Here is a 22665-nt window from a genome sequence, read left to right on the forward strand (position 1 = left end):
TCGAACCGGTTGACTCATCGAAATCGAATGTGACAGTCCGGCTCTATTTGGTTCGGTTGAACGAGCGCAGATCCCGCCTAATCGGCGGGATCAGCTTTCCCATCGAGAATAACCCTCGGAAGTAGTGTGCGACGCGACCAATGATTTTCACTTCGAAGACGGGGTGTCAAATTGATAGAAAAACAACGTTTCGTTACCGAAATTCTCCTATTCGTCCGGATTGACTGGACTTTTGTATTTCGACGTCACCGAGCTTGACCGATCACGCGTCGTTGGACGGGGGCGTTCTCGTATTTGACCATCTTCTCGGGCTTGTCGGGGATGGTCTCGTAGATCTGCTGGAGCGTCTTTTCGGCTGCGAGCAGGTTGTGCTCTATTAACCAACATTATTCTCTTTCTGGGAAACGTTGGTTAAGACCTCAGTTCCAAATCTAACTACGTTGATTTGCAATACTGATAACCGTCGTTGACTAGGGCGACCCCTGTTGAGAAATTGCCGCATCCAATCGTTCCCAGACGGTCTCGAACGCTGGCGGATTTCCTGTAAGATCTGGGAGCGTTGTGTCCCACTGCTGGCGAATTACGTCCTGCTGGTCCTCCGGAAGCCCGGTCGCCAGATCGACGGTGAGCCCGTCGTGTTCGCACTTCGCTTCGAATGCGGGCGCCACGTCGGCAAAGTCAATCGTGACCGAACCGGTTTCGAGTAGTTGGTAGAGGTCATAGTAGTCACGGGCAGCCCCGCGCTGGTAGATCGCACGGAGCTTTTCGGCGAAAATCTCCTCGACGCTGTACGCGTGGAGGTTGAATTCGGGGATGTCCTCGTACGCGTGGGTATGCTGAACCGGGTCGAAGGCGACATGCTCGTCGACCATTACGTCGATGCTGGTCGTATTGGGGTGGCCGAATACGGCACGGTACTGGATACTGATGTCGACGTAGTGGGTCGGGTAGTGCTCCTGTTGGGATTCGTGGTGCTCTCGAATCGAGAACTCGATCCCAGAGCGATCGGCGACCGTATCGAGCAGCGCTCTCAACTCTCTCTTTGACCCCTGATACTGGCCTGTGACACCGAAGTCGAGGTCCTCGGAGAAGCGCCACGACTGCGGAAAGTACAGTTTGCTCAGCGCCGTGCCGCCCTTGAACAGCAGATTGTCACCATAGTCGCTCGTGAAGATCCCCCAGAGGAGCCACGAGTTGACATAGTTTTTCTCGGCGTACCCTTGGCGGACGCCAAGTTCCCGGGCGAGGATCCGAAGCCGATCTTGACTGATCATCGCAATCAGGACTCCGCCGGCTCCAGCGTCGCTGGCTCGACGTTGATCCGGAGGCGATACGTACTGTCGGTCGATCCGGTGTCGGGCCGCGTCGGGTCCACTGGGGAATAGCCACTCGTGAACGACGCGACGAGTTCCTCGCGGGTGGGGAGATTGATTCCGAGCTGGTCGGCGAGGTAGACGATTCGCTTAGTCGCGGCGCCGTTATCGAGGCGCTCGAGGTACTTGCCGATGGTCCTCCAAGAACAACCCTGCTCGTCGGCGGTTCGCATCGCGATCGCGAGCTCTTGGAGGCCGCCACAGAACTCCGGGTGGTCGGCACAGTCGACGAGCGTCTTTTCGAGGTCACTGACGTGGACGGTCGTCCCCTCAATGGAGGTTGATTCGGAGCCGAAGAACTTCCTTTCGGTGACCGTCGTTACGCGGTACGGAACGCCGTGAATCTCGCGGCTCTGCGCGCGCGTCGGCGTCACGACGTACACCGTCCGGGGCACTTGTTCGGTTAGCCCGTGGTGGCTGAGCGCGCTGTAGTAGCCGATATACATCGGCTCGGCGACGTGTGCTGCGATGAGGTACTCGTGGGTCGTATAGATGGCGTCCTCGCCAGCGGCAAGCGGGATGATAAGATACGTCCCTGGAAGAAGTCGGTCAAGCCAGCTTTTCTCGGCCAGTCGAGAGGCGATCTCCCGGGCAGTATTCGGAGCGACCTCGAGTGCCGTTTCGATGTCGTCAATCGAGATGATTTGATGACCCTCTGAAGCCAATCTCGACAGCAGACGACTCTCTCGCGTCGAAAGTCCACCCCGTTTATTTTGCGCGTCTTCTATGGGGTTCATAACTGCGTTCTACACATAAACTATGGAACGCACTCGCTTTAGCCTTGTGCTGGAGAGCGGATGCTGGCTGAGTCATCTAATGAGATGGAAGCGGAAGCCCGCTCCGTTGGGTAATCTAGATTCAGCTACCTTCGTCGGGAACGACAACCGTGAAGCATAGGTATGAGATGGGATCCCTCCTGCTCAACAACGTTGTCTGGCATGGCGTTGGCTACTGGTCTGCTGAATCGGTTGAGTCGGCGAATACCCTGTTAACGCCATCTGGTGTGAGAGCAAGTCGAACACCTTTGACGGTCAATTGAACCTCAATATCCTCGTTCGCAGAGGTCAATAATTGCTCGAGTGCCTCGACATCAACAGCGTCGTACAACTGGTAGTCGTCCTTATCAAGACCACATGTTTCCAGTCGATCCACGATTTAAACGACGAGCGGAGGTGATGGTCCGCCCCTTCGTGATGGTGAGCTGTCCATGTGAACTCCCAAAGATTAGGATAGGCTGCGTGTTAAGGTTGTTGGGTCAACCACAGTTGCTTGAAGATCCTATGGTTTCCTTAGCGCGCTTCGGATAGGGTCGGCGCAAGCAGAGTTGGGCATGCGCTTTGACGATGACTGGATGTCGCGTGCTGATGATCGGATTCTGGAGCATCTTACTGACGCTGGGCCTGATACCCCCAAGGAAATGGCTGAGAGCGATCGAGTCCGATTCTCTCGGCAACACATCAACGCACGCTGCAAGATACTCGTCACGTATGGGCTCCTCGTTCACCTTGGCAACGGAGTCTACGATATTACTCGCGAGGGGAACCAGTATCTCGGTGGTGAACTCGACGTTCGCGACCTCAAGGCTGAGTGAACCTATTTCTTCAGGAGTGCCACCAGCTGGGCGACGTATGAGCTTTGTCCCAGTTCCGATGAGGACTGATCGCGCTCAGTAGCGTTCTCGCCTCGTCGTGAGTCATGTGGGCGTTCCGTGCGTAGTTGCAGATGAGCCGGGGTGTCGGGACGATTCGGGGCCCTTGGTGCATGGCGTGAATGAGTGGGAAGTTTGTCCCGCCGAACTCGTCGGTTAGCCTTGTGCAACGGCGGCTTTCTGTGAGAGGCCAAATGTTGCACAAGGCAAGCCATCGGAACGATTATATTCGGTGATGCAAGACACTCACGTGCACAGTCCACGCGGCGAGCCAATCATGGATGACTGGACTGTGGCCTGTACGTACTCGGGGCGGGACTCCCCTTCCTGCCCCTCCCCATACTCTCCGTGAGCAGTGGTGATTCCGGGCAATTCAGTTCCGCTTACAGCTCCAGACGTTCTATGAAAATCTATACTTTTCTCACAGGGGAAAGCCGTGTACGTAGACGCCTTTCAGCGGAAATGGGTATAATTCCAAACAGTTAAACCAATCTAGTTAGTAGGGTTTCATATGTACGATCTGACCGGCTTCCAACGCGATCTCCTGTACGTTGCTGCAGGATTGGATGAGCCCCACGGGCTCGCGATCAAAGACGAACTCGAGAAGTACTACGAAGTCGAGATCCACCACGGGCGTCTGTATCCGAACCTCGACACCATCGTCGACAAGGGACTTGTCGAGAAAGGGGAGAAGGATCGACGAACGAATCTCTACTCGGTGACGCGTCGTGGGCGACGAGAGATCGAGGATCGTCGAGAGTGGGAGTCACAGTACGTCGACGAACTGTTTGAATAACCGTGTCTAGCGGAGCCTTCTCCCAGTGATCCGGATCGACATCAGTCACACCGATACGTCAATCGCTCATCACTCGTATGAAACGTCTGTCACGCGAAGTCCCTCATCCACTTCGTAGAGGTACCCACGATCATGAAGGCGGTCAACGGCGTGATCAACGTCCTGTGGTTCGAGTTCGAGATCAGTCGTGAGGACTACCTCCGTGAGCTGGTCACGTGACAGTGTCGGGGCGGATGGCTGTCCGTTTGGGGTAGATTCGCGCTGGTCTGTCACGTGCTCTAGAACCGTCTCATAGACGTCAAGAATCCAGTCAGGCAATGGAGGGCGGTCGTCCTCATACATATTCTGCATCTCGTCATAGACCGGTCAGTCTCTTAGTACTGATGCCCAGGATCAACGGCTTGATGGCCTCCTTGGCGGGGCCTTTGATGAGTACACGTCTGAGAAATATCCGATATCAGAGTGGTCCGATCACGCGAATTGAAGTACCCATCTGTTGGAGGTAGCGCCGTATATCACCACTCCCACGACCGAGACGGCTCTCGCTGACCACAGACCTTTCTTGAGACGTCACGCGTTTCTGGTAGAGGGCTTCGACTTCCTTCGGCGTGCGATCGGCCAAATCGCACGCACGTACGACCGCACGAGCAAGCCGTGTTTGCCTCGGTTGCCCTGTTGGTAGGAGACACAGACCGCGAGCGGGAAGCGTAGTTCCCCCTCGTACATCACGTACTCCGTCCAGTAGGAGATCGTCGTATCGAGTTTCTCAGCCATCTGTTTCCCGCCGCGGATGACTGGAAGGCGAAGTGAGTGTGGCCTATACCTCTGCGAGTCGTATGGGCTGGTCGCTAACGCGACGTGAACGGAGCAGAGAACATTCGGCAAAAAGTAACTCCAAGTCCTGCGGAGACGGAGGATAGGAGTAACGGCTGGTTGGCACAGCCGTCAGTCCATCTGTTCGATTGTAGCGAGGGCAGTTTCGCCCCGCAAGAACAGGTCGTGGACTGTAAACCGTAATATCCCAACGGCGGTCGGGATTCCACGTCGTTTACGGCGTGGAGGATGTCAACCGCTCCGTTGAGGCACGTCTCACGGGCCAGATGTTCGGCAACTGCACTCCGAGTGCGCGAGGGACGATTCGAACGCCCGTCTCGGTCGTGGCACGACCGCGTATTGCCAAACTCCACTACTCGCGCATCCTCAAAGAAAAGATACGGACGGGGCTAGGTCGGCTTGAACGCCTCGATCTCATCGATGATCTGCTTCGGATTCTCGGCGTGTTCGATGAACGAGAGGACGTTCTCCGACCACCCCGAGATGTTGTAGACGTTCTTGTAGCCTTCTGGCGTCACCAGGTCGCCGTAGGCCGCGAGATCGACGAGATACAGCGCGGTGTCCGCAGACACCTTGTCCCGATACGTATCGAACGCGTCTTTGACCGTCTGGGAATCGCGGGCTGTGAACGGCGTGTTGTCCCAGATCTGCATATCGGTGAAGACGACGATACGTTCAACAGCATCCCCTCGGTCGTGGAGGTGCTTGATCGCCTTCCAGCCGTTCGTCGAGTTCCCGACGTCCTCGTCGATCGCCAACACCGCCGATTGGCGCTGCAGTACTGGCGTGTCGACGTGCATCGGAACTGTCTGGAAGTCGTCGCCGAACCCGCCGACGTCGGCACCCTGGTTGGCCAGGATCGCACCGAACAACGCACCGATCTCCTTCAGTCGGAGCGTGCTGTTCGTGGACAGCGGATGATCCATCGATCCCGACAGGTCGACCGCGACAAAGGTATCGCCGAATCCGCCAGGCACCGTCTCGACCGCGACATCTATTGCGTCTTCGAGCCAAGGCTCGACCGTCGGTGCCTGGACATCTGCGTCTTGCAGCGCGGTGTAGGCCTGGTAGTACCGGAACGGATACAGCGGCGCGTGTCGGACTGCCTCTAGGTCGAGGTGATTCACGACGGTGTCCTCCGGAACGCCGGCTTCGAGCATGTTCCGGAGGTTCCGAATCGACGCGAAGATGGGCAGCGTGTACTCGTCGTCCTCGATGAGCAGTTCCCAGGCGGCTTGGGTGTTGCCGCGGTCGGAGATGACCGTCTCCCACGTGTTCGGCGCCGGCAAGGGGTCGACGTCGGGATAGTCGTCGAGGCCGCCGCGCATGAACCGCTCGAAGAGCGCTTCCTGCTCGGCGTCGACGGGCGTGGGGTGGACGCGGTTGAAGACGTCGTGCAGCGTCACCTCACGCCGCGACAGCTCGTACTTGCCCAGCGTGTAGGCGTCGGCCATCTCCACCAGCGCGTCCTCGATCCCGCGTCGAAGCGGCCACGGCGCAGTCCCGCCGAACAGCTGATCGTGGACCGCGAGCGCGGTGGCCGTCTCGTCCATCCGCTGGATGATCGCCGGCGCCCATTCGCGGATGAGCGACTCGGGGGAGTCGTCCTTGAATCGGTCGTCGTTGGCTGCCAGTACGAGCAGCACTTGTGGGATGTCCCGTAAGTAGAGCTCCTGGCGCGCATAGGCCGCGAGCTTCAGGACGAACTCCGGGTTGTCGTTTGCGGCGGCATCGAACTGGCGAACGACAGCAGCGAGCTGTTCGTCATCGGTCTCGTAGAACGAGCCCTCCAGCAGTTGGTTGATCGTGCGCTTGTACAGTGCGAGTCGGGGGTCGGCAGGCTCGAACGCTTCCCCACCTTCGTAGTTGGTGGTCCGCGTTGCCTCCGCGACCGTTTGCTTTGGCGTGTTGAATTCCATACTATCACCCGGAGTCGCAACAGGCGACTCCAATACCGGTGCTGCTCACACGCTCTGTGACCAGCGAGTATCGGGAGAGAAACTTCCCGAACCAGCCTCGCATCGCTCGGCTGGACGTTCCCGGCACGATTCGAACGTGCGACATCCCGGCTTCGAAGGCCGGTGCTCTGTCCTGGCTGAGCTACGGGAACACGAGTGGCCGGACAATTTCTGGAGCGAAAGACGGGATTCGAACCCGTAGAGTGCCATCGACGTATCGCTCCAGATCGACGGCCACTGGTGACACGGCAACCGGAAAACCGTCGGAGCGCGACCGGTGTCGAGAGTACCCTCGTACTCTCTTTGTCCGGGATGTTCTCGATGGACTACGCCACCGACAGGATTTGAACCTGCGAGTTCCTGGCGAAGCAATGCTCCGACTCGACGGTCGCCACGTGCAGTCGGGCAACCGGTGGTGCGACGGGCTATGACTCCCGTTGGTGTGCTTTGCGGGCGAAGAAACGCACCACCTCGACGACCACACGCTTGGGGAAAGCCGACCGTGACAGCGTCACGGATCCGTGGCTGCCCGCTATGTCAGACACGGAAAACGTTGTCAGGGCCAGCCCCCCGAGTGCTCCCGAGGGGAATCGAACCCCTGGCCTCCACCTTGAAAGGGTGGCGTCTCTCGCCAACGGAGACTCCGGGAGCGCTGTAGGGAAGAAATCAAGCACCGAGTTACGGCGGACACGCACGGATTATCGCCGGCGTTCGAAACCCTCGAGTTGCCCGTGCGTAAACGTCACTCGATACGTGACGAGTGTATCGAGATTCTCGAAGGAGTGTGTGAGCTCGAAGCGGCCGTGGTAGTCGTCTCGTTCGATCCAGCCGTCGTGGACTCGGTTCCGACAGCCGGCCATATAGAGGAGATCTTCCTCGTCGACGTCGTCACGGCTCGCGTATGGTCGGTCTTCCGGCGGGACCGCTTCGGTGTGCCACTCCTCTTCGAAGAGATGACCATCCGCCGTAATCCGAAATGTGGTCATGGTGGGTCGACCGATGCCTTTCGTCTGCCAGTCGACGTCCTCGGCAGGAGTAATCCCTTCGGGGTACTCCGGTAGGTGGACGTCGTCGTAGAGTTCGACTGTATCGAATAGTCCCATTGTTGTCCTTCATTGCGGGACCAGGAGTCGAACCTGGATCTCGGGGATATGAGCCCCGTGGACTGCCATTATCCTATCCCGCAGCACCACAATCCGGAACTCACTCAGGGGCATCTCTCATTTCTCCACAGCTGTCCGTCCCTCAGTCTAGTCGTCTGGAAGTGAGAGGTCTCGGACTGTTGGAGAATGCTCCAGCCCGGATTCGAACCGGGGGTTCGGCCCTGAGAGGGCCGTGAGTTTGGCCGCTACTCCACTGGAGCGGGTTGGCCTCGTCTGGAAAGGATCATCGGCCAGTGGGACGGGCAGGATTCGAACCTGCGTGTTCTCGTTATAAGTGAGATGAAGGAACTCTCACCGTCGCACCGGGTCTCCGGTGAAAATTCGGCGAGAGTGTGTGAATGCCAGGCTCTTCCACCGTCCCGCAGTCTCCCCGGCACGACTCGAACGTGCGTCTCCTCCTCTACAGGGAGGCATCGTAGCCGCTAGACCACAGGGAGAAAATGTCGCCGCGAGGATTCGAACCTCGGCAGGACCTACGCCAGCGGTTCTGAACCGCTTCCTGTTGGCCACTTGAGTACGGCGACGTAACGTTGAAGCGGGAATTATCTACCGGCACGATGGCCGGATGCCGCCACCAGGATTCGAACCTGGGAAGGACTAACCACACGGGTCTCGATCGTGTCCGTTCGACCTCTCTGGCATGGCAGCGCAATTCGAGAATCGCCAGCGACTCTGCGAATCACTTCGGCACGCAGCGGCGGGAGAGCGATTTGAACACTCGTATCCTTGCGGACGCTGCGGTTCCAACGCAGTCCCTTGACCAAGCTAAGGAAACCCCGCCAACGGTGAGACGGAGAGTCGACCTCCGAAGCCTCGCGGCTCTCGGTTTCAAACCGAGCGCGGTCGCCTATCCCGATGTCTCACCATCTCCGTCGGAACTTGCTCCGACAAGCCCGCCTCGCGTTTCTCACCGGGACACCGGAAGACGCGCATTACTCCGCTTCTGACCCTTACTACCGAGGCGAATGTGCTCATCAGCACCCAGTCACGGCAGGGATGGATGGCGGTCACCTCGTTCCGTGGAAGTATGCGCCGTCCTCGGTGACGCAGATTTCCACGCTTCCAATTGTGTCGATAGACGTTGTTTCACCGAGCGGGACGTGACGGAACGCTTCCTCCTCGCAGGCGGGGCAGACATTCGTTGTCATGACGCCGCGACCCGGATTCGAACCGGGAGACCGATAGCAGACGGCCACGGCATAGCAGGCCGCTGGGTTCCCCAATACCCAGTCGCGGCACAGTGAGCCGACGAGGATTCGAACCTCGGTCCTGTGCGCCCAAGGCACAGATCGTCGTCCGCTGGACCATCGGCTCACTGGACTGCCGAGCGTTCGGCAGCTGATTCGCTATCTGTACGACTGTTTCCAACTGTGCAACCGCGACCGAGTAGTCGTGGTTGCGCGTCTCATCGCGGGGGCGTACTTCGGGTGCTCCCGGGAATACCACACCGGCTCATGTAGGTTGCAGACCCTGCTGGGCCCAGCACCGTAGGAACGATCCAGTTGATCGCACCAACGGGCTGCCTACCTCGATGGGTATCCCCACGTGGCCACGCCACGCATCCACGCCGACGCCGGGATTCGAACCCGGATCACGACCGCGACAGGGCCGTATGCTCGTCGGGTTACACCACGTCGGCACCGTAGTCGCCCCGGCCGGAATCGAACCGGCGACCTCCGGATTCAAAGTCCGGCGTCCCTCGCCAGCGGAGACTCCGGGGCTCTACGTAGGCGCAGCTATCGCTGCGGGGCTGTTGGCTAACGACTTCGGTGCGCTCAGCGCGGACGGAGTCCGTTCGCCCCTGTTTCGGAACGAACGGAAACCAATCAGCCGCGAACCTGGCACCCCACACGCGCATCAGGCTGTGTACTGAGCGAGTACTGGGCACAGGCAGGCGGCAATCCCGTGTTTCCCGACCCCTGACGGGTAGTCCGTATGGGGGCCGAGTTATGCGGGTGAGAGTGTCCGGCCGTTGCCGGATTGCGTCGAACTTTCGTATTCGAAGCCGACGTGGATCCGGCGGTTTGCGCCCGGGCTCTTCGGACGCTGATCTTGTAGGCACTCGCCGAACACGGGACCCGCGGCTAAGCGAGAACGAGCACGCCGCGGGATGAGGCGAGTGATGATCATCGTGTTGAACTCTCCCAGTTTGAGGGGTATATCGGACGTCAACCTGGACTATCGTGGCAATTGTATTAAAACCAGTCTGGGTGTGAGTAACTCACCCATAGTAGTGGACAGTCGAATATCACACTCAGGTTTTTGAGCGGCGCCGTGTCGGACTGCAACTATAGTCGCTCTTCCGTAGTACAGCGGAACCAGAGAAACGAGAGACTGATTGGCTCCTAATTCGCTTGGATTCCCGTCATACAGACCATCTCTCCTGTGGATTGTTCATCGTTAACATGCCATTCCGCCAGTCTACACAAGAGCGTCCGGTAAAGTGTCCTCGCGAGAGGGCACCCCTCGTGAGTGGAAACACTGTCGCGTCGGCGGTGATCCGCCGCCGACAGCGACTGTCCAGAGTTATTCATCGGCTTCATCGATTCTTCGAGACTGTCCAGGCACGGATCAGGCCGGTTCAGCACGTACCGGATGAAGTCGGGCGGTCACTGATGTGATCGACTGATAAGACATCAGCCGGTGTGTCTTGTACCAATCACGTTCAGGTGAGCCAAACACCAGTGACCGTTCAGGTTGCCCGCTGGGAAATAATAATATCGTAGTTAGTAAAATCGTGATTTAGATAACCAGAAGCATAATAACTGTTGCGAACGAATCGAATGTATGACTCACCCGCGTTTTGTCGACCGTGAGAACGAACTGGAATTGTTGGACGCGAGGTTCGAGAGTGAGTCAGCCGAGTTGATCGTTGTCTACGGTCGACGACGGCTCGGCAAGAGTGCGCTCGTGCGTGAGGCAGTCCGAGAGCGAGAGAACGCGATCTACTGGCAGGCGACTGAGGAGACGCCCGAGGCACAACTCACGAACTTTGTCGACACCGCCAGTGAAACGGTTCCCATTCTGGAGGACATCCAGCGCGACTGGGAAGCGATCTTTCGAGCGCTGGGGCGAGAAGACGCGATCGTCGTTCTCGACGAGTTTCCATATCTCATCGAGTCCGACGAGGCGCTCCCCTCGAAGGTGCAGCGGGTCTGGGACACACATCTCGAAGAGACGGCCGCGACGCTGGTACTCGTCGGGTCATCGATTAGTATCATGGAGGACAAGGTCCTCAGCGGCGGCAGTCCGCTGTACGGTCGCCGGACGGCGACGGTCGACCTGCCACCGCTCGAGCTTGCAGACGCACAACGGTTCTATCCCAGTGACGACCCGGACGACGTTATTCAGGCCTGGAGTGTGTTTGGTGGCACGCCGTACTATCTCCAGGCACTCGACTCGTCTCGTTCATTGGCCGCAAACATCCAGTCGCAGATCCTCTCGGAACATGGTGTCCTCCACAACGAACCTGAATTCCTGTTGCGGACGGAGTTCGGGATTCGAGAGCCACAGACCTACTACACGATTCTTCGGGCGATTGCGACCGGCAAGCGGGCTGCCAACGAGATTGCTGGCTTCGCCGGTGTTGACTCAAATGCACTGGGTTCGTATCTCTCGAAGCTCCGGCGGCTCCGCCTTGTCGAACGCGACATTCCGGTGACAGCAGATCCCAACTCGACACGAAAGAGCCGCTACCGGCTGAAGGAACCACTCTTCCGGTTCTGGTTCCGGTATGTCTATGGCCAACAGGGCCAACTCGTCCAGCTTAGCGACGACGCCTACGATCAGCTGGTCGAACCGACCTTCACCGATTATATGGGAACGATGTTCGAGCAAGTCTGTCAGAACGTACTACCCTCGTTAATTCCGAAGACGTACCAGGGGGTCGGTTACTGGTGGCACAAGCAACACGAACTCGATGTTGTCGGTCTCGGGAGCGACGGTACACTCGTCGCAGGCGAGTGCAAGTACACCAGCAGGAAGATGACCGAGGGCGACCTGGCCGACCTCGAACGGGCGGCATCCGCGGTCCAGTGGACGCCACCCAACGAAAGTGACCGGACCGAGCAGTACTGCTGTTTCTGTCGCTCCGGGTTTTCCGATGGTCTCCAACAGGTGGCTGCGGAACGTGACGACGTGTCACTGTTCACTCCGACCGATATCGTGCCAGGTGACAGTGCGTGACTACGAGGTGTCCGCAAGTCGTCGGAATCGGGCCCATCTCGCCACTCGGTCATCGATCAGGCCTGGGTCTGGTATCACGGGTAAACGTTCGGCGTACAGTACGAATCGCTCAAAACCCGGCCTTTTCCAGTTCGTCGAGAAACGCCGGGCGGTTCGAGTGCTTGTCTTTCAGGAAGTCGAGAAACTCATCGAATCGCTCTTCGGGGACGAGTTGCTGCATCTCTTCGAGGTGGTCAGCGACCGTTCGGTAGTGACGCCGCCCCGTCTCACCAGCGGCGAACGGGACGACCAGTTCGCGGTAGAACTCGAAGTACTCGGCCGGAGCGAAAGTTGCGACTGGATCCCGATACTGGCGAACTAACGAGAGATTTTCGCTGTCTTTCAGTTCCGCAAACCCGTTTTCGAGGTCGGCTTCGTGGACGTACATGGCGATGAGTTTCTGCCGGTTGTCCGCGAACTGTCGCTCGAATTCCTCGTAGAGTGACTGCCACTCTTGGTCATCACAGATGTCTTTCATATCGTCGTAGGCTGCCCACTCGGTATGATCGAGAAACAACTGTTTCAGCGTGCGACGGTACGCCTCTGTGTCACGCTCGCGGTAGAGGTCGGCAGCGAGCCAGCGAAGGTCAGTCGTCGACCGGAATGTCTCGATTCCATCTTCGAGAACCTCGATTGCACGGTCTTCGTTCCCCTCCTCGATCAACCGCTCGGCGTACTGTTTACAGAAGCGGGTGCTTTCGAGATAGACCTCCTCGTACAGTGACGGCAGCGCCGCTTCCTCGCCGAGTTCCCTGAGGATATAGATGTACGTCGAGATGAGACTCCGTACGCGAAGCGATGAGGATATTTCTGTCTCTCCAGCAGTCGACTCGGTCGGGTCGACATCTGCGGTGTGTGTCTCGTCAGTTGTCGGGTCGTCGATACGCAGTCTCTCGAAGGCATCGCCGACGAAGTACTCCAGTTTTAGGGTCCCGACCGCTAGGTGTTGGATGTCGAGCGTCCCACCAGTGAAGTCGTCGGGGGTGAGCGGGCCGTCGGTGAAATCAGAAGTATAGAGAACGTCGTCCGTTCGCTCACGGTGGTGTTCCGTGGGTTCTTCCATCGATTGTTCGTCTGCCGATACTTCGACAGGGTCATCGCTGGCGGATGCGTCTTGTCGGCCGCCAGCCCCAGCGGATGTCAGTTCGCCCCCAGCTACTGCATCGAGACTGATGTTAGAGACACGCTCGTCCAGTGCGTCCAGCCAGTATTCAAGGTCGTCGGTCGTCGTACAGAGTGTTCGCAGTGCGTCGTCGTAATAATCGCTGGCGAAGCCGTGATCGGCCTCGACGAACCCTTCGCAGAGGTACTCGATGTACGGTCGCTTCTGTTCGTGGCTGTCGAGATTTTCCGCGACTGTCTCGACATACGAGTCGATGGCTCGTTCAATCTCCCGACCGTGATACCCGCCGCTGTCGTCGATCCGGTTCAGGTTCTCACGAATCGCTTCGGTAATCGCCCGGTAGATGTCCGTCGCCGTCTCGACGTTACCACGCTCGCGGTGTGTCTCGGCGAGGTCGTAATACTGCGAGAAATCGATGTGCGTGTCGTAGTCGATCAGCCCACCGCGGCCGGCAGCACTGTCGAATAGTTGGCCGATCTCCTGTTTGTAGTCGTAGACGGTTTTGCCCGTGTCTTCACCCGCGAACGCGACGAGGCGGTCGCGGATGTCGCGGTCGTCCTCGATAATCTCCAGCAGGAAGGATCGAAGCTCGTCGGCTGCCATGTCCTCGACCACTGCTTCGATGTCTACCGTCTCCGACAGAGCGCTATCTGGACTGGCGTCAGTCGCACTGTCCGTGTCGGTATCGCGGTCCTCGACGGCCAGCAGAACCGCAACGATGTGTTTGCAGTCACCCGCGTAGTCGTACGGACAACTACAGCGGGTGCGAACAGTATCGTCCGCAATGTCGACAGCCACCTCGTAGTAGTTCGAGCCACGAACGGTGGCCCTGACCTCCCCGCCGTCGATGTCGAGTTCCTGAACACGCTCCTGGTGGTAGTAGTTCACACCCCGCTCGAAGGACTGTTCGGTACAGAGCGACCGAATTTCTTCGCGGGTCGGGTAGTCCATGTGTTGTCGACGACTACCGTGCTGGTCCCTGAAAACGTGGCGCTACTCGCATATTCAGCCCAGTCGCCCACCGTCGCCGTTCCAGTAGTGCCAGTCGTCGACTGCGTCCCGTGTATTCTGATCCACGTCGAGCACCTCAAGCTGTGATAGTGGCACACCGAATTCCCGGTCCATCCACTCCACGAGGACGAACATCTCCCTGCTGCTGACGACCTCATCCGTCATTCCGACGACACGCGCTTCTTCGCCCTCTCGCAGCGGTGAGATTGTTCGTTCCTCGATACATCGCGCCTGAAATGGAACGGTCATCTCGCGTTCGAGGTAATAGCACCAGCTGATCGCCTGCTCATCTGCGGTGTAGGCGTCGGTGAGTATCTCTCTCCGAATGCGTTTGTTTCGCTCTTCGTCTGTTTCCCCGGTCATTGTGGTCGTTTCTCCCTGACAATCGCGGCCGTCTCGGTCGATGCGATCACGTCGATATCGTCGAGAACCCCGTCAAGTTCGTCAGGCTCGTACACCTCCTTGACGATACAGTAGTAGTGCGATGGCGTGCCGAAGTCGTAAACCAGACTGAGTCTGTCGCCTTCCCAGAGTGCGCCACGCTCGGCGACCTCTCCAACCGTCATCTCGCTGGCTTTCGTGTCCGATCGGTCACCTGCTTGCTCGTACTGGTGGTCGGGAAGCATGTTGATGCTGGAATCCAGATACTCGTCTTCGAGGCCGTACATCCGGAGGTGGAAATCGTCGAGCGTGGTGAACCGACACACGAGTCTGTCCAGTTCTGCCATCGTCGTCTCGGGTCCCACGACGATATCGTACCACTCGTCTCGCGCACGACCTTTCTGCTTCCAGCGGAGCCGATACCCGATGGTTCCGATCCGCTCGGATACGTCGTCGTCAGCTCGTTCCTGTTCGTCCGCCAGTGCGTCGCGTGTATTCGACCAGCAATACGAGCAGATTTCGCCCGGTGCGTCGCCCTCGAACCCCTCTTTGTCGATTTCGTTCTGGGTGACGAATTCCGAAAGCGGGACTCGTCGGTATCGCGGGTGCCGGCTGCTTCTACTACACATCTTCTCACCGGGAGCGCTAGGGCTAAGCGAGAAGCGATCGTCGTCCTCCAACGCACCCGCATCCATATCGATGATGTGTGCCACTGTTCCACTCCCAATCTCGATCACAAATCGCTCTGTCGATTCACTTATTGTATCGGTCCTCCAAGTTATCGAGTTCGCGCCAGAACTGATCGCTGTTAATCGGCGGCTCCGACGTTGCCCGCGCTTCCAGCACGCCCGCGTACGTGTCGAACTCCTCGGGAGTTGGGTCGGTTGCAAGGATACAGTCGGCGTAGCCTTCGATCGCGGTCTGGATGGTCCGTGCGTAGTGGTCATACGCCCCGTCGACCCAATTATATTTTTCGTCGACTTCCTCGAACACGGCCCGATAGACGGTCGCAGCCGCTAGATACCGGTCGCGGTTACGGTACTGCTTGGCAATCTCGAAAAACCGGGAGAAGTCGATAGCGTCGTACACGCCAGGGTCAGCGTGCTGCTCGAACAGTTGCGCGATCTCCTCTCGGTATTCCTCGACTGATTTGTGGTCGTCACCAAAGCGTGCGAGAAACTGTTCGCGCAACTCTGCGTGTCCAGCGAGTGCGTCACGGACGAATCCACGCAGGTCGTCTGCAGACACGTCTTCGAGAACCGTCTCGATGGCCTCACTTTCGTCCTGTGGCGGGTTCGCAGCGATGTCCAACAACACCGCGACGACGTGCTTGCAGTCGCCACCACCGTCGTACGGGCAGGTACACTGCGTGTCGAGGCTCCGGCCACCGAACTCGACAGTCACGTCGTAGAGGTTCGATCCGCGGACAGCCGCGGTAACGAGATTATCGAACCGATCGAGGCGTTGAATCCTCCCTTCATCGCGGTAGTTTTGCCCGCGCTCGAACACTGCATCCGTGCTCCGATCCCGGATCGTCTTCTCGTCGACGTTCATACTCCGTCGTTCGCAACGGTGGCCTAACGAGATTTCGGTGTCGCATCGTCGGCCTGCCGGCTTGGATCGGCCAGTGCCATCGTGAGCGTTGCCGCGAGGCGCTTGTCGAGCGGTTCGTTTGCCCGGCCACAGTGGGGAGACTGGATACAGGCCGGACAGCCGTTCGAACACCCGAAATCGGCGAGCAGTTCCCACGTGTGTTGAAAGGGCCCTCGATGTGGTCGTATCCGTTCCTGGCCAGTCCGACACCACCGCGGTAGCTATCGTAGATGAACAGCGCACTCGTCTCTGCCTGTGGATGGTCCGTCGTCGAGACGCTCCCGACATCACGCCGGTCACAGAGAATGACAAGCGGAAACGTGGCGACGAGAGCGTGCTGGGCGGCGTGGAGTCTGCCCTCGAACGACCCGGACATCGTCTGCATCAACCGTTCGAGTCCCGGTGGGAGTGTCACGTACAATGCCCGCGTTGACAGCGTTGTTTCGGGCATTGGCGGGCGCTCAACCCGGCAGGTGATCGTGTATTACTCAGACTGCTCGCCTTGTTCATCGTGAACGATGGCTCGAACGTCTGCCTCCGACAGCGTGGATTCGTTCCGGGCGGTGGCGAGCTCCTCACTCAATGCAGCCACTTGTTCGCGGAGCTGTCGAACCTGCTCACGAACGTCACTCGAGGTACCCTCGACCTGCTCCGGGGTCAGCACCGGCGTTGCGAGTTCGTCTGTACCCTCTCGTGAGAGTGGAATCGGCGTGAGGAGTCGTGATCGCGTCACCTGGGACGCACTCTCGACGTTCCGAGTGACGTGATCGGCGAGTTGTGCGCTGTTCAACCGAACCCTCGCGAATCTCTTGGCTGACGAAGATCGGCCGCTGGAAACAGCCAAAACGGCTCTCGAAAGCGAGCTCCCTGAAGAAGTCAACGAGGTGATTGAACTAGTCCTCGATTCACGTCATGGACCGCGAGACACTCTCGATCTCGAGAAATCGGGCTACGTCGTCACCACGCTACAGGCTGGACTCTACCACGGGCTCACGGCCGACAGCGCCGAAGAGGCGATCGTTAATGCAGTGATGATGGGTGGGGACACCGATACGATCGGGGCAGTCGCCGGTGCCGTAGCCGGGACACGCTTCGGTGTGGATGCTCTCCCTGAACGCTGGCTCGACTCCCTCGCTGTGGGAAACGAACTCGATACGCTTGCCTCTCAACTCCTCGATATCGAGGCGTAACTAGCCTTCATACCATCCTGGACCCCCTCTACAGCTACTCGATGTACTCCCGCAGTTGTGCAACAGCTTGATCGACGACGTCCTCGTGGAGCGTTCCTTGGCGATACGTGATCCATTCGGTCTTGATCGAGTTCACCGACCATGGGAGGATCGAACTCGATTTCGGCGCACCACCATCGATCCACAGGTCGTTCGAGAGAGGGAGTCGTTCATCGTGCCAAGTCCGAGTTGTCAGCGCCAGCGTAAGATACTGTTCGCCATGAAACGGCATCTTCCTCCGGCTGATGACTACGAACGGCCGCCTCGCGTCCCCGTCTTTGAACGGGTCCGCCGCGAACACGACGTCACCACGTTCCAAAGTCATTCATCCGTGCCGTCGGCAGCGTGGGCCTTCCACTCCTCGACGTCTTCCTCCCCGAACTGATCGTCCAGCTCGTTCAGTTGCTGATGGAATCGATACGCATCGCGGACCCGCTCTTCGTCTCCGATCGCCCAGTAATCGCCCTTGTGCTGGACGAACTCGCGATCTTCGAGACGACGAAGGACGGTACTGATCGAGTTCTTCTTGACACCGGTTCCGTCGGCGATCTCAGATGGCGTGAACGCCTTGTCGTTGTTCCGAACGAGAAAGCGAACGACCTTCTCAGCGTTCGTGACCTCAGTGAGATCATCGCTGGTGCCCTCAGTGAACGTCTCGATGTCTATTGGCATGGCTGTCAGTACTGTCTCCGATGACAAAAGCGTTCGTTCGTCACCGAGTCACCGTTGTCACTCAAATATGTAGTCCTGTATCGAACAACAGAGAGTCTGACCACCCTACTCACCCCCTATTCGAAGGATTCGACGATCGAGAGATCGGCCTCGAGCTGTGGCTCGAGGGTCGTGCTTCGACAGTCGATCTTCAGCCGCTCGTGTTGCCAGTCAAGCCCGTCCTTCCCGCGCCATACCCCGTGAAGCGTGACACCAGGCAGGGTCACGACGCCGAAGAGGAGCGTCAGCGTATACAACAGCAGCTCGACTTCCCGCCACGTCGCCGACGCCTTTCGCGGAAGGTCGGCGGGGAGCTCGACGTGCTGGGCGAGCAGCGTATGGCTGTGGGCCCGTTCGATGAACGTGCGATCGTTGCTAAAGAGGAGGACCTCACTTCGGTGGTTGGACGTGTAGTCGTCGTACGCGGGGATGATCTGTTCGTCGCCTCTCTCACAATCGATCTCGTCGGCCTGCTGTGTATCGCGGATGTTCCGGTAGGCGAGCAGCCCGAGCCGGCCGATCCGTGCCGACCCAAGGGGCTGGTTCCAGTACTCCTCGTACTCGTCGCCGAATGTCTCGACGAACGGACGCGTCTCGTGGCATTTGAAATCCCAGTCGAGTTCGTCCCGGACCCCTGTAGTGAGCACGAACCCGTTGACGTATCCCGCTCCTTCCTCCGGATCACGCAACCCGAGGATCCGATCGATACGCCAGGGCAACAGATTCGTGTCGAAGCCCGCGAATACGGGTGGGTGACCCGACAACAGATCTGGATCACCGTACCGATCGAGGAAGGATCGAATCTCGTCCAGATTCTCGATGGGGATGATCCCGCTGGCCATCGCCGACTTCACGTATTCATTAGGAGCTGGCAGATCCTTCGCGACGCTTTCGGGGACCGTCCGACGGAGTTCGTCGCAGGCACTCGCATAATCGTCGCGTCGTGTCTCGAAGCGGACCGTACAGTCCTCAGGTTCACCGAGTTCGATCGTGACCAAGTCGCCGATCTCGCTTGAGGGATGCGAGACCGTGAAGCGGTCGTCACCCCGGTCGTAGAGCCGATTCAGCAATAGCGTGAGATGGGAGCGTTGGATCCGCATCAGAAGACCTCCGTGAAGTCGATCAGTTCGATGGCCGTCCGGGGAATCACGGGGTAGCTCTCACCGAAGTAGTCCCCGTCGAGGTGGACGTAGTAGAGGTGATCGACGTCGAACTTGCGCCCGGCCTGGAAGCTGATGATCGACCAGAACTTGCGTCCAGGCGTAACGTCAACTGCGATTTCGGCGCCGACGTCTTGGCCGGCTTCGATCGCCGTCTGGAGGTACTCGACGATGGCCTCGAAGTCGCGTTCCTCATCGATCGTTTCGACGGTCACAGTTGGCTCTTTCCCCCCGTGGGCGGTGACGATCGTTTTGATCATCGAGATCGCTCGGTCCGTAACTTCTTCGATGAACGGGTTGTCGAGAACGTAGACATCCGTCGGTTCGAAGCCTTCCCGACAGGCCGCGTTCAGCGGATTAACGATCGGTGCGACACTGGTGCTCCCGTTTGTGACCCAGACCCGCTCCATGCTCTTATCCGCTCGACAACTCAAATAAAGATACGGTACGAATAGTGACTGGTTCCGATAGGGGCACAGCTCTACATGACTCAACTATTGGCGTGTTCCCTATCGAATACATAGAGAAGCGTGTGTACGTCGAGCATCGTCGCATTGTCGAGGTCTCGATCGAGTTCTGTGAGAATCTGGTTCTTACCGTCCGTCGGAACAACATCCGCTTCAAACAGCTTGAAGAGTTGGATGTTGATCGTGTGGAGCGCAAAGACGGCATTCAGATTCGATTGGCTGACTTCGAGTTGGATATGCACTGGAGTGAGGCTCTCTCGACGTATGCTACTCAGCATGAAGCCCACTGTAGGGACTTTGCTCGTGAAGTCTGTGAGCGTGCAGGACGAGACGATCTTCTCAATCAGGCCGGGCCGACACTGCAGAAGTTTATCGACTATCTGGCGTCAGGACTCGTCAAACGAGATTTCAGGGATCTGTTTTGATCAGTCGCGAAGCTCTGCGACCGATTGACCGACCTTTCGGACGTGGTTACTTCGCTCAAGGTCAAGTTCCTCGGCGAGGTAATCAACCGTCTCTTCGAGGCTCATATTCGCATATGGATTGTCGAACGATGTAAGCCTAGTGCAGTGAGTGCGTATCATTTCTAGGAGCGGTCGCTGGAAAGACGCGTGAGGGCGTACAAGTCAGCAGTAGATATCTCGCCTTCTGTCATATTGGCGGCGACTGTACTCCACCGAAAGCCCCCGGAAATCGAACACTCGACACCTCTATCCGGACCCTCCCAACGACTTGGAACTCGCCAGTAGTACTCTTCGCACAACTCGACCGAAATCGTTTCCGACTGTGATCGTGTTTGCTCGACCATCACCATGGACGATCGATGGAACGATTTCGAAGACGCACTCGAGTCAGGGGAGTCGGATCGAGTCAACGAAGTCATCGAAGAGATCAAAGAAATGGATCTCGACGAACGGAGCCGACTGTTCGAGGTCTGCTTCGACGATCTGACCGACCTCTACGCCGAGAGCGATGACGGGTACATCCGACAGTCGACCGTCCGCGTAGCAGAACGGCTCGTGCCCGGAATAGGGCTGATTTTCGCGGTGGCAGACGACGACCACTCTCTGACCCTCGACCTCGAGGACGTTCGTCAACAGACCGACGACGCGACTGGCCTCCTTTTGGAGGCGATGACGGACGACGATGGTCGAGTCAGGAACTCCGCCAAACGGGGACTGAAAGACGTGTTCAGGACGTACGATTCGCTCGAAGACGAGGAAACGATCGAAGCACTCGCAGTCGAACTCGAGGAGATGGCAACCGAGTATTCCGACAAGCGACGGGAACACCTCCTCGACGCGAAAGCGGACGCCGAGTTCTTCCTTCAGTCGGGGTTCGGCCGGCTCCTCGAAGGGTTTCAGAAGGAGTTCGGGGACTCAGTGAACAACTGATCCCGAACCCGTCGATGGTGTGCTCTTGTGAGTAGTCCAGGTTGACGTGATCACTCCGAGTAGCTCCTCTGGAACGCCCACGAACCTTGTGCAACATTTCCGGTCGTATACTCCTCGAGTGTTGCACAAGGCCTGGGTGCTGACGATTGCCGCCAGTTGCGTTCGTATCCTGCTCGCAAGGGCTCCGAGACGGTCCACAATCACCGAGAGCCCGTCTCGGACTCAATACGAGTATTTACTCTCCCTCCGTGTGCTCTCCAAGTGCAGGGGAGGTCGTCCGTCATGGGATCGGGGAACCGACCCTGCGCGTACGTGGTCCGAGCGAATCCTTCCCCTCGCCCGGCCAGTCGCCGTGAGCGTTTCCGGAACCCTAGGCTTATTTCCTCTTTGCCAGTGAGAAACAGTTCTAATCGCGTCTTAACCTCGTGGGATAGTGCTCACGTTCGCACGGAAGCGAAGATGCCCTCACCGACTGGAATAACGCTCGTTTCGAACTCCGGATCGTTGGTAACATGAGTGTAGTACTCGGCGATCCCTGCAAGCGATGACCCCTCATCAGGAGTGCGTGCTCCGTCCAGTACGGCTCGCAGGTCAGCAGGGGACATCGCCTCCCCCGAATGAAGGACGTTGTCAGCGACGATCACCCCACCCTGAGAGACCTTCTCGCGTACGGTCTCGAACCCATCGAGATACCGCTCGTTCTCGTGGTCGAGATGGACGAGATCGAACGGGCCATCGTATCGGTCGATCACCTCGAGGGCATCACCGCGCTCGAAAACGGCACGATCAGCGTAGCCACCCTGCTCGAAGTACGCACGTGCCTGGTCGAGTTCGTCCTCGTCTACCTCCGTGAGGACAATCTGCCCTGCAGGCCCGATCGCGGGTGCCATCCAGTAGGCCGAATAGCCGAATCCCGAGCCGAACTCGAAGACTGACTCCGCATCCATGAGCCGGGCACAGAGTCGAAAGAACGCCCCGACTTCGTGTCCGACCGTCGGGAACCCCTCGCGGTTGGCTTGGTCTTCCATCCGTTCAAGGATCGGATCATCTGCCGGATTCATGAGTGTGAGAAGCCCGTCTACGTCGACAGTATGTAGCATCGACATTGACGATGTCTATACAGCGCAGAATCTTTACTATGTGTGAATACACAAGAAGTCCGTTCTCTGGAACGTCAGTGGTCGCACTTGCGAGTACCGGGGGTTGTCAATACTTTTGTGGACTTGCAGTAGTGGGATAGCCAGCGCTACACTCTGAAGAGTGCATAACGCTGTTCCAAAACACCGACGACGATGAAACCGAACTCTTGAGTGGCACACTTGAGAACGCACCGATGTCGATGGGCGATCCGATTACCGCGGCGGCGGCGATGTCGGTGGTCTACTCGTGGTACAACTTCTACGTGAAAGGCGACAAGGAAACCGGAATCTTCGTCGTACTCTGGGTACCGACGCGTCTCGGAGGATACTTCGGCGAACAGTACACTCGAACCACTCTATCAAGACATACTACAGCACTGGGCTTCAGTCGCTGAAACCCATGCGGCTGCTCGTCATTTCAAGTTCCAAGCGAACTTTCATCCGTTGACTATCCAACAGCG

The 22665-nt window shown here is 58.2% G+C and carries 24 protein-coding genes, 14 tRNA genes and 4 pseudogenes; 8 read left to right on the plus strand and 34 right to left on the minus strand.

From position 1 onward, the window contains the following. Positions 1 to 470 precede the first annotated feature (470 nt). From LCF40_RS19905 to LCF40_RS19915, 3 genes are all read right to left on the minus strand, one after another. A complete protein-coding gene (locus LCF40_RS19905; protein ID WP_224829919.1) occupies positions 471 to 1274 on the minus strand; it encodes a nucleotidyl transferase AbiEii/AbiGii toxin family protein in 804 nt (267 codons plus the stop codon). A 5-nt stretch (positions 1275 to 1279) separates the two neighbouring features. Continuing rightward, the gene (locus tag LCF40_RS19910) at positions 1280 to 2110 is read right to left on the minus strand and encodes a type IV toxin-antitoxin system AbiEi family antitoxin domain-containing protein (RefSeq protein WP_345777869.1); all 831 of its coding nucleotides are present in this window, start codon (positions 2108 to 2110) and stop codon (positions 1280 to 1282) included. A gap of 211 nt (positions 2111 to 2321) precedes the next feature. Continuing rightward, complete coding sequence (locus tag LCF40_RS19915; protein WP_318247920.1) at positions 2322 to 2525, minus strand: HalOD1 output domain-containing protein; 204 nt, start codon at positions 2523 to 2525, stop codon at positions 2322 to 2324. A 178-nt stretch (positions 2526 to 2703) separates the two neighbouring features. On the opposite strand from LCF40_RS19915, the gene LCF40_RS19920 reads away from it, so the two are divergent. Beyond that, positions 2704 to 2964, plus strand: coding sequence for a MarR family transcriptional regulator (locus tag LCF40_RS19920; RefSeq protein ID WP_224829921.1), 261 nt, complete (start codon positions 2704 to 2706; stop codon positions 2962 to 2964). Positions 2965 to 2966: 2 nt separating this feature from the next. Here LCF40_RS19920 and LCF40_RS19925 read toward each other — a convergent pair. Next, positions 2967 to 3181: pseudogene (locus LCF40_RS19925) on the minus strand (hypothetical protein); the annotation flags it as partial. A 351-nt stretch (positions 3182 to 3532) separates the two neighbouring features. Here LCF40_RS19925 and LCF40_RS19930 point away from each other — a divergent pair. Continuing rightward, on the plus strand, positions 3533 to 3817 hold the full coding sequence (locus tag LCF40_RS19930) for a PadR family transcriptional regulator (RefSeq protein WP_224829922.1): 285 nt from the start codon (positions 3533 to 3535) through the stop codon (positions 3815 to 3817). A gap of 69 nt (positions 3818 to 3886) precedes the next feature. On the opposite strand, the gene LCF40_RS19935 is transcribed toward LCF40_RS19930, so the two are convergent. Beyond that, positions 3887 to 4159: a hypothetical protein gene (locus LCF40_RS19935; protein ID WP_224829923.1), complete on the minus strand. Its 273-nt coding sequence runs from the start codon at positions 4157 to 4159 to the stop codon at positions 3887 to 3889. A 232-nt stretch (positions 4160 to 4391) separates the two neighbouring features. Further along, positions 4392 to 4618 (minus strand): annotated as a pseudogene (locus tag LCF40_RS19940) (ISH3 family transposase); the annotation flags it as partial. On the opposite strand from LCF40_RS19940, the pseudogene LCF40_RS19945 reads away from it, so the two are divergent. Next, a pseudogene (locus LCF40_RS19945) lies at positions 4614 to 4834 on the plus strand (RNA-guided endonuclease InsQ/TnpB family protein); the annotation flags it as partial. The pseudogenes LCF40_RS19940 and LCF40_RS19945 overlap by 5 nt on opposite strands. Before the next feature lie 106 nt (positions 4835 to 4940). On the opposite strand, the gene LCF40_RS19950 reads toward LCF40_RS19945, so the two are convergent. The 17 genes from LCF40_RS19950 to LCF40_RS20030 form a co-directional block, all read right to left on the minus strand. After that, positions 4941 to 5013 (minus strand) — tRNA-Gly (locus LCF40_RS19950). 27 nt (positions 5014 to 5040) lie between these two features. Then, complete coding sequence (locus tag LCF40_RS19955) at positions 5041 to 6570, minus strand: TROVE domain-containing protein (protein ID WP_224829924.1); 1530 nt, start codon at positions 6568 to 6570, stop codon at positions 5041 to 5043. 115 nt (positions 6571 to 6685) lie between these two features. Beyond that, positions 6686 to 6761 (minus strand) — tRNA-Arg (locus LCF40_RS19960). A 423-nt stretch (positions 6762 to 7184) separates the two neighbouring features. Then, positions 7185 to 7260, minus strand: a tRNA-Glu gene (locus LCF40_RS19965). A 47-nt stretch (positions 7261 to 7307) separates the two neighbouring features. After that, on the minus strand, positions 7308 to 7712 hold the full coding sequence (locus tag LCF40_RS19970) for a hypothetical protein (protein ID WP_224829925.1): 405 nt from the start codon (positions 7710 to 7712) through the stop codon (positions 7308 to 7310). Positions 7713 to 7724: 12 nt separating this feature from the next. Beyond that, positions 7725 to 7795 (minus strand) — tRNA-Met (locus LCF40_RS19975). Positions 7796 to 7899: 104 nt separating this feature from the next. Next, positions 7900 to 7972, minus strand: a tRNA-Glu gene (locus LCF40_RS19980). 34 nt (positions 7973 to 8006) lie between these two features. Next, positions 8007 to 8133: transfer RNA gene (locus LCF40_RS19985), tRNA-Ile, on the minus strand. Between the two features lie 4 nt (positions 8134 to 8137). Beyond that, positions 8138 to 8209, minus strand: a tRNA-Tyr gene (locus tag LCF40_RS19990). A 4-nt stretch (positions 8210 to 8213) separates the two neighbouring features. Next, positions 8214 to 8296: transfer RNA gene (locus LCF40_RS19995), tRNA-Leu, on the minus strand. A gap of 42 nt (positions 8297 to 8338) precedes the next feature. Then, positions 8339 to 8420: transfer RNA gene (locus LCF40_RS20000), tRNA-Leu, on the minus strand. Between the two features lie 47 nt (positions 8421 to 8467). Continuing rightward, positions 8468 to 8553 (minus strand) — tRNA-Ser (locus LCF40_RS20005). 226 nt (positions 8554 to 8779) lie between these two features. After that, entirely contained in the window at positions 8780 to 8920 is a 141-nt protein-coding gene (locus LCF40_RS20010) for a hypothetical protein (RefSeq protein WP_157969412.1), read from the minus strand. Positions 8921 to 8922: 2 nt separating this feature from the next. Further along, a tRNA-Ser gene (locus tag LCF40_RS20015) sits at positions 8923 to 9009 on the minus strand. 4 nt (positions 9010 to 9013) lie between these two features. Further along, a tRNA-Pro gene (locus LCF40_RS20020) sits at positions 9014 to 9086 on the minus strand. A gap of 251 nt (positions 9087 to 9337) precedes the next feature. Then, positions 9338 to 9411, minus strand: a tRNA-Asp gene (locus tag LCF40_RS20025). Between the two features lie 7 nt (positions 9412 to 9418). Next, a tRNA-Gln gene (locus LCF40_RS20030) sits at positions 9419 to 9494 on the minus strand. A gap of 1065 nt (positions 9495 to 10559) precedes the next feature. Here LCF40_RS20030 and LCF40_RS20035 point away from each other — a divergent pair. Then, positions 10560 to 11957 carry an ATP-binding protein gene (locus LCF40_RS20035; protein ID WP_224829926.1) on the plus strand — a complete coding sequence of 466 codons (1398 nt, stop codon included), beginning with the start codon at positions 10560 to 10562 and terminating at the stop codon, positions 11955 to 11957. Between the two features lie 109 nt (positions 11958 to 12066). Here the strand turns inward: LCF40_RS20035 and LCF40_RS20040 are convergent, their stop codons facing one another. Genes LCF40_RS20040 through LCF40_RS20065 form a run of 6 tightly spaced genes read right to left on the minus strand, consistent with a single transcriptional unit; the run spans position 12067 to position 16894 of the window. Beyond that, entirely contained in the window at positions 12067 to 14070 is a 2004-nt protein-coding gene (locus LCF40_RS20040; RefSeq protein ID WP_224829927.1) for an SWIM zinc finger family protein, read from the minus strand. 54 nt (positions 14071 to 14124) lie between these two features. After that, on the minus strand, positions 14125 to 14493 hold the full coding sequence (locus tag LCF40_RS20045; RefSeq protein ID WP_114579396.1) for a calcium-binding protein: 369 nt from the start codon (positions 14491 to 14493) through the stop codon (positions 14125 to 14127). After that, a complete protein-coding gene (locus LCF40_RS20050) occupies positions 14490 to 15272 on the minus strand; it encodes a hypothetical protein (protein WP_345777871.1) in 783 nt (260 codons plus the stop codon). The genes LCF40_RS20045 and LCF40_RS20050 overlap by 4 nt, the downstream gene beginning before the upstream one ends. Next, positions 15265 to 16065 carry an SWIM zinc finger family protein gene (locus LCF40_RS20055; RefSeq protein WP_224829929.1) on the minus strand — a complete coding sequence of 267 codons (801 nt, stop codon included), beginning with the start codon at positions 16063 to 16065 and terminating at the stop codon, positions 15265 to 15267. The genes LCF40_RS20050 and LCF40_RS20055 overlap by 8 nt, the downstream gene beginning before the upstream one ends. Further along, positions 15989 to 16555 (minus strand): Zn-binding domain-containing protein, encoded by a 567-nt coding sequence (locus tag LCF40_RS23600; RefSeq protein ID WP_345777870.1) that lies wholly within the window; start codon positions 16553 to 16555, stop codon positions 15989 to 15991. The genes LCF40_RS20055 and LCF40_RS23600 overlap by 77 nt, the downstream gene beginning before the upstream one ends. A 33-nt stretch (positions 16556 to 16588) precedes the next feature. Further along, a complete protein-coding gene (locus LCF40_RS20065; protein WP_224829930.1) occupies positions 16589 to 16894 on the minus strand; it encodes a hypothetical protein in 306 nt (101 codons plus the stop codon). A gap of 19 nt (positions 16895 to 16913) precedes the next feature. Between LCF40_RS20065 and LCF40_RS20070 the strand changes: the two genes are divergently transcribed. Continuing rightward, entirely contained in the window at positions 16914 to 17294 is a 381-nt protein-coding gene (locus tag LCF40_RS20070) for an ADP-ribosylglycohydrolase family protein (RefSeq protein ID WP_263623784.1), read from the plus strand. A 34-nt stretch (positions 17295 to 17328) separates the two neighbouring features. On the opposite strand, the gene LCF40_RS20075 is transcribed toward LCF40_RS20070, so the two are convergent. The 4 genes from LCF40_RS20075 to LCF40_RS20090 all read right to left on the minus strand — a co-directional run bounded on the left by LCF40_RS20075 (position 17329) and on the right by LCF40_RS20090 (position 19614). Further along, positions 17329 to 17658 (minus strand): type II toxin-antitoxin system PemK/MazF family toxin, encoded by a 330-nt coding sequence (locus LCF40_RS20075; protein WP_224829931.1) that lies wholly within the window; start codon positions 17656 to 17658, stop codon positions 17329 to 17331. After that, positions 17655 to 18005, minus strand: coding sequence for a winged helix-turn-helix domain-containing protein (locus LCF40_RS20080; protein WP_224829932.1), 351 nt, complete (start codon positions 18003 to 18005; stop codon positions 17655 to 17657). The genes LCF40_RS20075 and LCF40_RS20080 overlap by 4 nt, the downstream gene beginning before the upstream one ends. A 116-nt stretch (positions 18006 to 18121) precedes the next feature. Further along, the gene (locus LCF40_RS20085) at positions 18122 to 19144 is read right to left on the minus strand and encodes a hypothetical protein (RefSeq protein WP_224829933.1); all 1023 of its coding nucleotides are present in this window, start codon (positions 19142 to 19144) and stop codon (positions 18122 to 18124) included. Beyond that, complete coding sequence (locus LCF40_RS20090; protein ID WP_224829934.1) at positions 19144 to 19614, minus strand: hypothetical protein; 471 nt, start codon at positions 19612 to 19614, stop codon at positions 19144 to 19146. The genes LCF40_RS20085 and LCF40_RS20090 overlap by 1 nt, the downstream gene beginning before the upstream one ends. A 179-nt stretch (positions 19615 to 19793) precedes the next feature. On the opposite strand from LCF40_RS20090, the pseudogene LCF40_RS20095 reads away from it, so the two are divergent. Together LCF40_RS20095 and LCF40_RS20100 are read left to right on the plus strand one after the other, a co-directional pair. Further along, positions 19794 to 20096: pseudogene (locus tag LCF40_RS20095) on the plus strand (DUF8172 family protein); the annotation flags it as partial. Between the two features lie 387 nt (positions 20097 to 20483). Next, positions 20484 to 21065: a hypothetical protein gene (locus LCF40_RS20100; RefSeq protein ID WP_224829936.1), complete on the plus strand. Its 582-nt coding sequence runs from the start codon at positions 20484 to 20486 to the stop codon at positions 21063 to 21065. Between the two features lie 437 nt (positions 21066 to 21502). Here LCF40_RS20100 and LCF40_RS20105 read toward each other — a convergent pair whose 3' ends face one another. Further along, complete coding sequence (locus LCF40_RS20105; RefSeq protein WP_380683957.1) at positions 21503 to 22171, minus strand: O-methyltransferase; 669 nt, start codon at positions 22169 to 22171, stop codon at positions 21503 to 21505. 233 nt (positions 22172 to 22404) lie between these two features. Between LCF40_RS20105 and LCF40_RS20110 the strand changes: the two genes are divergently transcribed. After that, positions 22405 to 22599: a hypothetical protein gene (locus LCF40_RS20110; RefSeq protein ID WP_224829938.1), complete on the plus strand. Its 195-nt coding sequence runs from the start codon at positions 22405 to 22407 to the stop codon at positions 22597 to 22599. Positions 22600 to 22665: the final 66 nt, after the last annotated feature.

The sequence above is a fragment of the Saliphagus infecundisoli genome, from assembly GCF_020177375.1.
Taxonomy (GTDB): Archaea; Halobacteriota; Halobacteria; order Halobacteriales; family Natrialbaceae; genus Saliphagus; species Saliphagus infecundisoli.